This is a genomic window from Marinobacter sp. ANT_B65 (assembly GCF_002407605.1).
Lineage (GTDB): Bacteria > Pseudomonadota > Gammaproteobacteria > Pseudomonadales > Oleiphilaceae > Marinobacter.
Genome location: NZ_NXGV01000001.1, coordinates 21249 through 34183, shown reverse-complemented (window position 1 = coordinate 34183; position 12935 = coordinate 21249). Strand labels below are relative to the sequence as shown.

Genomic DNA, 12935 nt, shown 5'->3' with positions numbered 1-12935 from the left:
GCTTTTGCCGTGTCCGACTACTTCAACGATACCCATGAACAAGTACGCCGGAGTGCGCGCAAATTCATCACTACACATGTAAGGCCTCATATTGACGAATGGGAAGAAGCAGGCGAGTTTCCTCGTGAAATCTTCGATATAGCGGGCGATGCTGGCCTGCTCGCCGTCGGTTTTCCTGAGGAACTTGGGGGCGTGGGTGAAGGCGACGTATTCCTGAAAGTCGCCGTTTCCGAAGAGTTGATGCGCTCCACCTCCGGCGGTTTTGTTGCCAGCCTGGGCTCCCTCGATATCGGCCTGCCTCCCGTTGCCAAATGGGCCAAAAAGGAGGTCCGCGAACAGATCGTGCCTGCAGTGCTTAGCGGTAAAAAGATATCAGCACTGGCAATTACAGAACCTGGGGGCGGCTCCGACGTAGCCAGTCTGAAAACCCGCGCAGTGAAGGATGGCGACCATTACATTGTGAATGGCAGCAAAACTTTCATCACCAGTGGTACCCGTGCAGATCACTACACAGTTGCTGTCCGCACAGGTGGTGACGGCCACGGCGGTATCAGCCTGCTATTGATTGACCGCGACATGCCCGGTTTTTCCAACAGCACCAGGCTACGGAAAATGGGCTGGTGGGCCAGCGATACAGCGGAGCTTTTCTTCGAAGACTGCAGGGTGCCCGCTGACCGCCTGATCGGTGCAGAGAACTCCGGTTTTATAGCGATCATGAGCAACTTCCTCTCTGAGCGCCTGATGCTCGCAATCATGGCTTACATGACCGCCCAGATGGCCTATGAGGCGGCAATGGAATATGCCAGCCAGCGCAAAGCATTCGGGCGCAACATCGCCGGCTTTCAGGTAACTCGCCATAAACTGGTTGATATGGCTACCCAGATCGACATTGCCCGGGAATATACCTATCGCTGCGCAGCTCTGATCCAAGCTGGCAAAAACCCCATCAAACAGGTGGCCATGGCCAAAAACTTTTCAGTAGAAGTGTGCGAAAAGGTAACCCGCGAGGCCGTCCAACTCTTTGGTGGCATGGGCTATATGCGGGAATCGGTGGTTGAGCGCCTGTATCGGGATGCAAAAATTCTTTCTATTGGCGGTGGCACTACGGAGATCATGAAAGAGCTGATTGCCAAGCAAATAAAGCTTTAACTACCGGGCCCTCGGCAGGCAACCCCCCGTTACCGGAGCAACCTGTTGCCTGGAAGTACAGACCAACGTTTAGTTTCGATCCACACCAATGTCCCGTATAATTGCGACCAATTTTTAACCGCCGTTAAACCTATCTCAATACCAAAAGGATCGCACATGCAATTCGACAACATCCCCGCAGGCAAAAACCCGCCTGAAGATATCTACGTTGCCATCGAAATTCCGGCCAACAGCTCTCCGGTAAAGTACGAGCTGGACAAGGATATGGGTGCTCTTCTGGTTGACCGTTTTATGGCAACTCCCATGTTCTATCCGGCCAACTACGGGTTCATTCCTCACACATTGGCTGATGACGGCGACCCTCTGGACGTTCTGGTTGTTACCCCATACCCGATTCAGGCCGGCTCCGTGATCCGCTGCCGCCCTGTCGGCGTCCTGAACATGGAAGACGAAGCTGGCGGCGACGCCAAGCTGGTAGCCGTACCCCATGACAAGCTGACCAACGCCTACCAGGACGTAAAGGACATCGACGATCTGCCCTCATTGCTGCGCGATCAGATCCGACACTTCTTTGAAAACTATAAAACACTTGAGCCAGGAAAATGGGTCAAGGTTCAGGGCTGGGATAACGCAGCCGCTGCCAAGAAAGCCATTGTCGAGTCGATCAACGCCTACAAAGGCTGATCGGCTTATACAGGCGCATAAAAAAACCGGGCCATCGCAGCCCGGTTTTTTTATGCCTGAACGAACGCCCTCATCCCCGGGACAACAGATCCCGCATATCACTGATCGCCGCGTTAGCACGGGAAAGATAGGCCGCCATCGTCAGTGAATGGTTCGCCAGAACACCAAATCCGCTGCCGTTCAGAATAACCGGGCTCCACATCTCACCCTGAGCACCTTCAAGCTCAATGATTACCTGCTTAACGCTGGAGATGGCATTTTTATCCTGAAGCACTTTACGGAAATCCACTTCAATCGCCCGGAAGATATGCAACAGCGCCCAGGAACTGCCACGGGCTTCGTAGAACACATCATCAATCTTCGTCCAGTCAGTTTTTATATCACCCCCGCTGCTTTCCTCATTCAGCGGATTGTCTGCGTCAACATTGGCCACCGCCTCTGACACAGACGCTTTGCCGACGCTCTCTCCCAGAGTACGCGACAGACTGCCCAGACGGGTTTCCAGATCACCCAGCCAGTTTTCCAGGTTATCGGCTCTGGCAAAAAACTGGGCATTCGCCTGTTCCGGACTGGAAAGGCGATTAAGGTAACGCTTCAACGCCGTAATACCTCTGCGGTACTCAGCTTCCGTCGAGGGAATAGCCCAACTGGAGCTGTCAAAGTGAAATTGTGGCTCGGCAATAATCAGGTCCGGGTCTTCTGCGGACTGGCTTTGGGAGCGGCTGATATCTTTACGCATGGCGCGGGACAGGTCACGCAATTGCACCAGCACTCCGTATTCCCAGTTGGGCATGTTATCCAGCCACAGGCCAGGCGGGAAAATATCATTGGTAATATAGCCGCCCGGCTTGTCCAGAAGGGTTTCAGCTATACGGATCATGGTTACCGTCGTGGCAAAGCCGGTTATAGGCTCCCTCTGCATCTCATTGGCAACCGCCCGGGTATGTTCCCGCACAGAGAAAGGCTCTGGTTCACTGCTCCAGTACATCCCCACCACCACTGCCACCAGCAGGTATACCAGCAGAACAACCACTACAAACTTGCCGATTACGCCCCTGTTGCCAGCATAATCCTGAGCATCGTCCTTTTTGTCCCTGAAATACTGTCTGATTTTGCCTGGCATATTACGTTAAGCCCCTTGTTTGTTAATTCGCTGAGCAAATAGTCTGTACAGATCGTAACCCATGGTGCCCTCTATATACACACCGCATAATTGACAAACCGTTACACAGTGCAACTTACTCCGACAACTCTAAACAATATAGACTTCCGAAACATACTAAGGTTGGCAAAATCGTCCACACCGCAAAGGACGGCCCATAACGAAAAGAGAAAGGCCGGAGCATAATGAGCGACGCAAGCCAGAAAGAAAAACTCAGGCAGCACTTTGCACGCCGCGTAACCACCCAAGCTCGAGTTGTCCTGGACACCTGGCAAAAAATCCATACCAACAACGGTTCATTTACAACCCATCGCGAAGAGTTGCTCTCTGCCGCTGACAAGCTGGTGCGTTATGCACAGCGTTTCGAGATGGCAGGTCATGCTGAAGCTGGCAGCAATATTCTTGCGATTGTCCAGCACTGGCCGACAGACAAACCTCTGGATGAATCCACCGAGCGGCAACTTCAGGATGCCATTGACGCGCTTGCCCGCAGCACCCTCAGGCGCACCGATCAAAGCAATACAGAAGCCCCCCACCAATTCCGGCGCACACCGGTTTACATCGCACTGGCAAGCGGAGAGATGGCATCCAGACTGATTCGCCAGCTTGAATTTTTCGGCTTCCGCGCTTCAGCCTATGATTCTGCAGAAGAGCTGACCGAGGCCTGCGCTCTTCACAAGCCGGAAACCATACTGGTGGATGTGAATTTTGGCGGCAGTCCAAATGCCGGCATCGCCACTATTGAACACTTGCAGGAACGGCACGACACCCCCATTCCCATTATTTTTATAAGCGATGAAGACGGAACTATCGAGACCCGTCTGCGCGCCTCCCGCTGCGGCGGCGAAGAGTTTTTTTACCCGGCAGTCGATCCAGGCCAACTGATCGAAAAGATCGAAACCTATACTCACGGCAATACTGTTGAGCCCTATCGGGTACTGGTTCTGGACGATTCCAGAGCACAGGCTAAATTCATGGAAACGGTTCTGAAGCGCGCGGGTATGACCGCACATATCATTACCGACCCCATGGATATCATTAATGCTCTCGATACCTTCTCTCCGGAGATTATCGTTCTCGATATGTATATGCCAGGGTGTACCGGCATGGAGATTGCCCGGGTAATCCGCCAGCAGGACAAGTTCCACAGCGTGCCCATCATTTACCTCTCAGCCGAGGACGATGTCACCAAGCAGTTGCATGCCATGAGTCTTGGCGGCGATGACTTTCTGACCAAGCCGATTGATCCCAAACACCTGATTTCAACCCTCCACAACCGGGGCCGGCGCGCGCGCTCTCTGCTCGCGCTCATGATCCGTGACAGCCTCACAGGGCTATACAACCACACCCATACGCTGTACCTGCTGGATCAGGAAATTGTCCGTGCGCGGCAGAAGAACCAGTCTTTGTGCTTTGCGATGATTGATATTGATTACTTCAAGAAGGTAAACGACACCTTCGGTCACCCCATAGGCGACCGGGTTCTCCGGAGCCTTTCGATGTTTCTCAAGCAGCGTTTGCGTAAAACCGACCATGTCGGCCGCTACGGTGGTGAAGAATTCGCCATCATCCTGCCTGACACCCGCCCAAGTGATGCCCGCAATGTTCTCAACGAAATTCGTGAGCGCTTCTCTGAGCTGAAGCAGCCTGCAGGCGACAGGGAGTTCAATGTCACCTTCAGCTGCGGTGTGGCGGCCTGGGACGACGAGTCGTCCCAAACCTTGCGTGAGCGCGCTGACCGGGCGCTTTATGCATCCAAGAAACATGGGCGCAACTGCGTCATGCTTGCCGATAGCTGAAAGGACAGATAGCAGGCCGGGCCAGCTCCAGCAAGCGGCCCGTATGAAACCATCGTCGTATAGAAGTCCCCTCCGCCGTTCACGACAATGATTACCATCATTAAAGGGATCCTGTTTCAGCTTTGCCTGCCCTGCTGTGACAACCGGCGGACAACCGTCTACATTGTCAAAAAGTGTTGATCTAAAGAAACAAAGCACACACTATTGGTGGAAAATGCCGTTATATTCGGCGATCCTGTTTAATAAGACACAAAGGCTGACGCATCCATGTCAACAATTCTCGTGCTCCATGGCCCAAACCTGAACATGCTCGGAACCCGCGAGCCAGAGGTTTATGGCCACGAGACACTCGCGGACATTGACGATCGGTTGCGAAAGAAAGCAGCAGACAATGGCCACCACCTGCTGCACCTGCAGTCGAACGCCGAGTACGAACTTATTGACCGGGTTCACGAAGCCCGGACAGAAGGTGTGGATTTTATCATTATCAATCCTGCCGCTTTTACTCACACCAGCGTTGCCTTACGGGATGCCATACTGGCCTCAGGGATTCCGTTTATAGAAGTACATCTTTCAAACGTGCATGCGCGGGAAGCTTTTCGCCATCACTCTTATTTTTCTGATATCGCCGAAGGCGTTATCTGCGGATTGGGCAGCCAGGGGTACGAACTCGCGCTCCAGGCCGCCATGCAACGAACTCACCGATAGACCTGACAAAACGGGACTGGATTGACTATGGATATTCGCAAAATCAAGAAACTGATCGAACTGCTCGAGGAGTCCGACGTCGAAGAGCTTGAAATTCACGAGGGAGACGATTCTGTTCGCATCTCCCGGCGCCGTGAACAGGCCTCTGGCGGCCAGCTCATCAGCCATTATGCTCCGCAGCAACCCCACTATGCTCCGGCCCCTGAAACCCCGGGGCCCGTTCAGGAAGAGAGTGCACAACCAGCCGCTCACAATGGGCATGCGCTGCGCTCCCCGATGGTCGGAACCTTCTACCGGGCGCCCTCACCCACGGCGGATTCTTTCGCGGAAATCGGCCAGCAGGTGAAAGCCGGCGAGGTTGTCTGCATTGTAGAAGCTATGAAAATGATGAACCAGATTGAGGCAGACAAGAGCGGTACGGTCACTGAAATCCTGGTTGAGAACGGTCAGCCCGTAGAATTCGACCAGCCGCTGTTAATCATTTCCTGAACCCGGTGATAGCTACTCATGGCCATGTTAGAAAAAGTTCTGATCGCAAACCGGGGTGAAATAGCCCTCCGGATCTTGCGTGCCTGCAAGGAGCTCGGTATCAAGACCGTAGCGGTTCACTCACAGGTTGACCGCGACCTGATGCACGTGCGCCTGGCCGATGAATCTGTGTGTATCGGCCCAAACAGTCCTTTGGAAAGTTACCTCAATATTCCGGCAATCATCAGCGCCGCTGAAGTAACAGATTCCGTAGGCATCCACCCTGGCTACGGTTTTCTTGCCGAGAATGCCGATTTTGCCGAACAGGTCGAAAAAAGCGGGTTCCGCTTCATCGGCCCCAGAGCAGAAACCATTCGCCTGATGGGCAACAAGGTATCGGCCATTAATGCGATGATTCGCGCCGGAGTGCCTACTGTTCCGGGCTCGGACGGCCCGCTGACCGATGACGACGGGCGCACTCTGGAAGTTGCCCGCAAAATCGGCTACCCGGTAATGATCAAAGCTGCCTCAGGTGGCGGTGGTCGCGGGATGCAGGTGGTTCACTCTGAAGCTGCATTGCTCAAGGCTGTTCAGATTACCCAGACCGAAGCAAAAAATGCGTTTGGCGACCCTACGGTCTATCTGGAAAAATTTCTGGAAACTCCGCGCCACGTAGAGGTTCAGGTTCTGGCCGACATGCACGGCAACTGCATCCATTTGGGTGACCGTGACTGCTCCATGCAGCGACGCAACCAGAAAGTAATAGAAGAAGCGCCGGCACCGAACATTAACGCGGAATCCCGTGAACGCACGCTCAAAGCCTGCGTGGATGCGTGCAAGGAAATCGGCTATGTCGGTGCGGGCACCTTTGAATTCCTGTATCAGGACGGCGAGTTCTTTTTCATTGAAATGAACACTCGCGTTCAGGTAGAACACCCTGTCTCTGAAATGGTGACTGGTGTTGATATTGTTAGTGAGCAACTGCGTATCGCCAGCGGCCTCCCGCTTCAGTACAAGCAGGAAGATATTCGTATCACGGGCCACGCTATCGAGTGTCGCATCAATGCGGAAGACCCGGATACATTTGTACCCAGCCCCGGGAAAGTGACGCATTTTCATGCTCCCGGTGGTAATGGTGTACGGGTTGATTCACATCTGTACAGTGGCTACACAGTACCTCCGTTTTATGACTCACTGATTGCAAAACTGATCACTTGGGGCGACGACCGGCAAATAGCCCGCAGGCGAATGAAAAACGCGCTGGACGAACTGTTGGTCGATGGTATTAAAACCAATCAGCCCCTGCACAGGAAACTGGTGCGCGATGGAGGCTTTAAAACGGTAGACTTCACCATCCACTACCTTGAGAAACTGATGCGGGACTGACATCCTGCATCCCAATGCAGGAAAAACCATGCCCTGGATACAACTTCAGATCCCGGCTGATCCCGATACCGCGGATCAGCTTGAGGATCTGCTTATGGAGATGGGCGCAGACGCCGTCTCCATGGAAGATGCAGCAGACCAGCCACTTTACGAGCCCGACCACGGCACCACACCCCTGTGGAGCCAGACGACCGTCACAGGGCTCTTTCAGTCCGACAGGGATATAGATCAGCTGTGTTCAGATGTCCGTAACGCCTGGCATCAACAAACCCAGCAAACCCTCGCAGACATTGAGGTTACCCTGGTTGAAGACAAAGACTGGGAACGGGTGTGGATGGATGACTTCCATCCACTGCAGTTCGGCGAACGCCTTTGGATAGTACCAAGCTGGCATGAGGCGCCGAATCCCGATGCAGCAAACCTTATGCTGGATCCGGGGCTTGCCTTCGGTACAGGGACACACCCAACCACCGCCCTCTGCCTGGAATGGCTGGACGGGCAGGATGTTACTGGCAAGCAGGTTACCGACTATGGCTGCGGCTCAGGTATTCTCGGCCTTGCGGCACTACTTTTGGGCGCAAACCATGTTGTGGGTGTAGATACTGACCCTCAGGCACTGGAAGCCAGCCGGGAAAATGCCCGCCGCAACGGTGTAGACGAAACCAGGCTCGATCTGTTTCTTCCGGAAAATGAACCGGATACCAAATCTGACGTCATGCTTGCCAATATTCTCGCACAGCCTCTGATTGGTCTGGCTCCGCACCTGGCTGCGCTGACAAAGCCCGGCGGTGCTCTGGTGCTTTCAGGTATCCTGTCAAACCAGGCCCGCGAGGTCATGGCGGCCTACGAACCCTGGTTTATTATGGATGAGCCGGAACAGCGTGAAGAGTGGATACGCCTCACAGGACGGCGTAACGAGAGATGACGAAGGCTTTCTTAACGACTAAACTCCCAGACTCGTAGTTCAGTCGCTTTCAGGAACGAAGCATGACCCAGAGTAGTCTGCAGACTCAGTGCCCAAAATGTCGCACCCGGTTCAGGGTTACCAATGAACAGCTTGGTATTGCCAAGGGCAAGGTGCGCTGTGGCCACTGCATGAATGTCTTCAATGCGGTCGAACACCAGGTGACAGGCGGTGGCTCAGCCACTGCAGCAACACCAGGTAAAGGCAGCAACACGCCACCCGCTACTCCCCATGCTTCCAGGGAGCGTTCCGCCACGGGTTTCACCAGTGACCCAATTGAAGATGACTTCATCTTTGCCGACAATCCTGAGGAAGATGCCGAAGAAGGCCCTTATGCCGGCACAAAACTGACGTTTTCCGAGGAAGAGCTAAGCGACAGTTTTCGTGGTGTAGACCCCCAGGATCTGACCTCACTGGGTGGGGCGGACAGCGAAGACCTTACCAAAGACGTCGATGAAAGCTGGGCTGAAGCTATCCTCAATGAAGACAGCGCACCCGCAAAAGCCCCTGCTGAGCCAGAAATCGAGAAGATAGAGGAAAAGGTAAAACCAGAACAAAAAGCAGAACCGAAACCAGAACCGAAACCACAGCAAGAGCCCTCTGCCGTCCCCGAAGAGTCCAGCGCCCGCATACCATCAAAGCCTCCTCTGGAGCAGGCGGATGCCACGGGATTTTACGTGGACGAACAACCGGATCCGGCATTTGAATCGTTTGCCAATGAACACGGTGGTGAAGCGGAAAACGAACGCCATCAAGGGTCCGAACCTTTCACAGCGAGTGCTCCATTTGGCGATCTCAGACATGACCCTGTGTCGGTGGGTGGTAAAGACAGGAGCTGGCTACGCACCCTCGTCTGGTCTCTGATAGTACTCGGCCTTGTGGGTGTTCTCGTTGCACAGGTGACCTGGTTCCAGTTTGACAGGCTATCGGTAATACCAGAGCTCCGGCCCTTCTATGAAAAGGGTTGCGAGCTGGCAGGATGCGAACTGAAGCCCCTGATCAACGTTGAAACAATAAAGAGCCGCAAGCTGGTGGTTCGCACCAACCCTGAAAACCGTAGTCAACTGGTTGTTGATGCGGTGATCATCAACCAGGCAGATTTTCAACAGCCCTTCCCGGCCATCGCCCTCACCTTCTCCAACCTCAATGGAGACGTCGTGGCCCAAAGTGTTTTCACACCATCGGAATACCTTGCCGGCGAGGCCGAAGAGCTTGAAATCATGCCAGTGGAAACTCCGGTGCGCATTGCAATCAGTATCCGTGACCCGGGCCGGGATGCCGTGAATTACAACATCAGTTTTCAACCCTATATACCCTGAGATTGCTCGCCGGCGGAGACCCGGCGGGCAAGTCAGTCTCGGCCTCGTAGAACAAAAGTCAACCAGAAAGAGCGAAAAATAATCAGTTTTTTAGCCTTCCTGCCCCTTCAATCACAGTGCCCTCGGCGGTATCATTAGCGCCCTTCGGAACTGACGTCGGTCATTTATTGACCAGCACCGTCACTCCGACTTTGCTTCATCTGCCGTGATACGGATTCATACCATGTTGCCAATGGCAAAAATCGGGCCGTACACGCTGCCCAATCCGCTGATAGTTGCACCTATGGCGGGTGTAACAGACCGGCCCTTCCGGCTTCTCTGCCGTAAAATGGGCGCGGGGCTGGCGGTATCGGAAATGGTAATAGCAGACAGCAAACTCTGGCATACCCGAAAATCCAGGACCCGCATGGATCATACCGGGGAACCAGAGCCAAGATCAGTACAGATCGCCGGCGGTGATCCGGACATGCTGGCAAATGCAGCCCGGCTGAACGCAGAATCCGGTGCCCAGATTATCGACATCAACATGGGGTGCCCGGCTAAAAAAGTGTGCAACAAGGCTGCCGGCTCTGCACTGATGAAGGATGAAAGGCTGGTCAGGGACATACTGGAGGCAGTGGTCAGCGCAGTTGATATTCCGGTTACCCTGAAAATGCGCACTGGCTGGGACCAGGACAATCGCAATGCCCTGACAATTGCGCGCATGGCTGAAGATACTGGCATTCAGGCTTTGGCAATTCATGGCCGCACCCGCGCAGACAAGTACAACGGCGATGCTGAATACGACACCATTGCCGAAGTGAAATCCAGCATAGGCATTCCGGTATTCGCCAACGGCGATATCACATCACCGGAGAAAGCCCGCTGGGTTTTGGAATATACCGGCGCAGACGGCCTGCTTATAGGCCGTGCCGCACAGGGCAGCCCATGGATTTTCAGGGAAATACTGCATTTCCTTGAAACCGGCCAGCACCTTCCGGCTCCGCCACTCGATGAAGTAGAACAGATTCTGAGCGAACACCTGGACGCCCTGCACAGCTTTTACGGAGAGCTCATGGGCGTGCGTATTGCCAGAAAACATGTGGGCTGGTACCTGCAGTCCCACGACCCCGGCAAACAGTTCCGTAATCGCTTTAATGCGCTCAACGAATCACTGGCGCAGAAAGACAGCATTCAACAGTATTTTTCAGGCTTACGAAATGGAGAGGAATTCGCAGCATGACCGCTGAGACTTTGGCAAACAACACTCTGAACACCCCGGCCAACGATGATATTCACCAGTTACAAACGGTGAACAGCAGCGGCAACACCGTTACCCTGCGCGACAACGTTGAAGTGGCACTGAAAAACTACTTCACCCAGCTTGACGGGGCTCCCGTTACTGAAGTCTATCAACTGGTACTCTCTGAAGTGGAAGCACCTCTGCTGGAACAGGTGATGAAATACACCCGGAACAACCAGACCAAGGCATCCACTATGCTGGGTCTGAACCGCGGAACCCTGCGTAAAAAGCTTAAACAGTACGGGCTGCTATAATCGAAACACCCTGACTTGATGAGGGCCTCCAGGATACCCTCCGCGAGGCCCTCGTTCGTTCACCCCAAGTGAAGAATGTGACCCCATGGCAAACCAGGCTAACACCCCCATCCGTCGCGCACTGATCAGCGTCAGTGATAAATCCGGCATCGTCGAGTTCGGGCGCGCCCTTACCGGCCGCGGTATCGAACTACTCTCCACCGGAGGCACCTTTCGTCTCCTGAAAGAAAACAAGGTTCCCGTAACGGAAGTTTCTGACTACACCGGGTTTCCGGAGATGATGGACGGCCGGGTAAAGACCCTGCACCCGAAAATCCACGGCGGTATTCTGGGTCGCCGGGGCACCGACGATGCCATTATGGATGAGCATGGCATCACTGCGATTGATATGGTTGTGGTTAATCTGTATCCGTTTGAATCCACCATTGCCAACCCGGATTGTGATCTCGCCACTGCCATCGAAAATATCGACATCGGCGGCCCGACCATGGTCCGTGCCGCGGCAAAAAATCACAACGACGTTGCCATTGTGGTCAACGCCTCTGATTACGAGCGGGTTCTGCAAGAACTGGATGACAATGACGGCCAACTGAGCCATAGCACGCGCTTTGACCTGGCAGTAAAAGCATTCGAGCATACTGCAGGGTATGACGGCGCCATCGCCAACTATCTGGGTGGCCGCACGGCGGACAATGACAACGTCGATTTCCCGCGCACCTTCAACAGCCAGTATGTCAAAGTACAGGACATGCGTTACGGTGAAAATCCGCACCAACGCGCGGCCTTTTACGCTGAGCGCAACCCGAAGGAAGCCAGCGTTGCTACTGCAAAGCAGCTTCAGGGCAAAGAGTTGTCCTACAACAACGTTGCAGACACCGACGCTGCCCTGGAGTGCGTGAAGCCCTTCGCAGATCCTGCCTGCGTTATCGTCAAGCATGCCAACCCCTGCGGTGTGGCAATCGGTGCTGATATTCTTCAGGCCTATGACCTGGCCTTTGCAACCGATCCCACCTCGGCGTTCGGCGGCATTATTGCCTTTAACCGGGAGCTGGATGCAGAAACCGCGAAAGCAATCATTGATCGCCAGTTTGTTGAAGTCATCATTGCACCAACTATTGCGCCCGAAGCCGTAGAACTGGTCGCCGCCAAGAAAAACGTTCGACTGCTGGCCTGCGGTGAACTCAGTGGTGAACGCGCCCAGGCTATGGACTACAAGCGCGTGACCGGAGGGCTGCTGGTTCAGGATCGCGATCTTGGTATGGTGGCCATGTCCGACGTTAAAGTTGTGACCACCCGCCAGCCCACCGAAAACGAGCTGAATGATCTGCTGTTTGCATGGGAAGTGGCAAAATACGTGAAATCCAATGCCATCGTTTATGCCCGTGCGGGCCGCACGATTGGTGTTGGCGCAGGCCAGATGAGCCGCGTCTACAGCGCCCGGATTGCAGGAATCAAAGCCGCCGACGAGAACCTGGAAGTAAAAGGTTCGGTTATGGCATCCGATGCCTTCTTCCCTTTCCGGGATGGTATTGATGCTGCTGCGGCAGCCGGCATTACCGCTGTTATCCAGCCCGGCGGCTCCATGCGCGACCAGGAAGTCATTGATGCCGCCAATGAACACGGCATTGCCATGGTATTTACCGGCATGCGCCATTTCCGGCACTGATTGCAAGCGGGGTGAAAACCCATTCTGCCCCGCATACAATCGTGCCTGAGAAAACACTTTTGATAGCTCTTTGTCACAGTTCTTAGTGGCAACT

12 protein-coding genes are annotated in these 12935 nt (G+C 54.2%); 11 read left to right on the top strand and 1 reads right to left on the bottom strand.

What is annotated here, in order from left to right; translation table 11 throughout:
* The first annotated feature begins 9 nt into the window (after positions 1-9).
* The gene (locus CPA50_RS00130) at positions 10-1149 is read left to right on the top strand and encodes an acyl-CoA dehydrogenase family protein (protein WP_096780489.1); all 1140 of its coding nucleotides are present in this window, start codon (positions 10-12) and stop codon (positions 1147-1149) included.
* Positions 1150-1305: 156 nt separating this feature from the next.
* The gene (gene ppa / locus CPA50_RS00125; protein WP_096780488.1) at positions 1306-1833 is read left to right on the top strand and encodes an inorganic diphosphatase; all 528 of its coding nucleotides are present in this window, start codon (positions 1306-1308) and stop codon (positions 1831-1833) included.
* A gap of 70 nt (positions 1834-1903) precedes the next feature.
* Here the strand turns inward: ppa and CPA50_RS00120 are convergent, their stop codons facing one another.
* A complete protein-coding gene (locus tag CPA50_RS00120; RefSeq protein WP_096780487.1) occupies positions 1904-2956 on the bottom strand; it encodes a DUF2333 family protein in 1053 nt (350 codons plus the stop codon).
* A gap of 224 nt (positions 2957-3180) precedes the next feature.
* Here CPA50_RS00120 and CPA50_RS00115 point away from each other — a divergent pair, with 224 nt between their 5' ends.
* From CPA50_RS00115 to purH, 9 genes are all read left to right on the top strand, one after another.
* Positions 3181-4794 (top strand): diguanylate cyclase, encoded by a 1614-nt coding sequence (locus tag CPA50_RS00115; protein WP_096780486.1) that lies wholly within the window; start codon positions 3181-3183, stop codon positions 4792-4794.
* Positions 4795-5061: 267 nt separating this feature from the next.
* Complete coding sequence (gene aroQ, locus CPA50_RS00110; protein WP_096780485.1) at positions 5062-5502, top strand: type II 3-dehydroquinate dehydratase; 441 nt, start codon at positions 5062-5064, stop codon at positions 5500-5502.
* A gap of 27 nt (positions 5503-5529) precedes the next feature.
* Entirely contained in the window at positions 5530-5991 is a 462-nt protein-coding gene (gene accB, locus CPA50_RS00105; RefSeq protein WP_096780484.1) for an acetyl-CoA carboxylase biotin carboxyl carrier protein, read from the top strand.
* Between the two features lie 18 nt (positions 5992-6009).
* Entirely contained in the window at positions 6010-7356 is a 1347-nt protein-coding gene (gene accC / locus CPA50_RS00100) for an acetyl-CoA carboxylase biotin carboxylase subunit (protein ID WP_096780483.1), read from the top strand.
* A 28-nt stretch (positions 7357-7384) separates the two neighbouring features.
* Positions 7385-8281: a 50S ribosomal protein L11 methyltransferase gene (gene prmA, locus CPA50_RS00095; RefSeq protein ID WP_096780482.1), complete on the top strand. Its 897-nt coding sequence runs from the start codon at positions 7385-7387 to the stop codon at positions 8279-8281.
* Positions 8282-8343: 62 nt separating this feature from the next.
* Positions 8344-9639 carry a DUF3426 domain-containing protein gene (locus tag CPA50_RS00090; protein WP_096780481.1) on the top strand — a complete coding sequence of 432 codons (1296 nt, stop codon included), beginning with the start codon at positions 8344-8346 and terminating at the stop codon, positions 9637-9639.
* Between the two features lie 223 nt (positions 9640-9862).
* The gene (dusB, locus tag CPA50_RS00085; protein WP_096780480.1) at positions 9863-10861 is read left to right on the top strand and encodes a tRNA dihydrouridine synthase DusB; all 999 of its coding nucleotides are present in this window, start codon (positions 9863-9865) and stop codon (positions 10859-10861) included.
* Positions 10858-11175, top strand: coding sequence for a DNA-binding transcriptional regulator Fis (fis, locus tag CPA50_RS00080; RefSeq protein ID WP_096780479.1), 318 nt, complete (start codon positions 10858-10860; stop codon positions 11173-11175). Before dusB ends, fis begins: the two co-directional genes overlap by 4 nt.
* Positions 11176-11260: 85 nt before the next feature.
* Positions 11261-12841 (top strand): bifunctional phosphoribosylaminoimidazolecarboxamide formyltransferase/IMP cyclohydrolase, encoded by a 1581-nt coding sequence (gene purH, locus CPA50_RS00075; RefSeq protein ID WP_096780478.1) that lies wholly within the window; start codon positions 11261-11263, stop codon positions 12839-12841.
* Positions 12842-12935 lie beyond the last annotated feature (94 nt).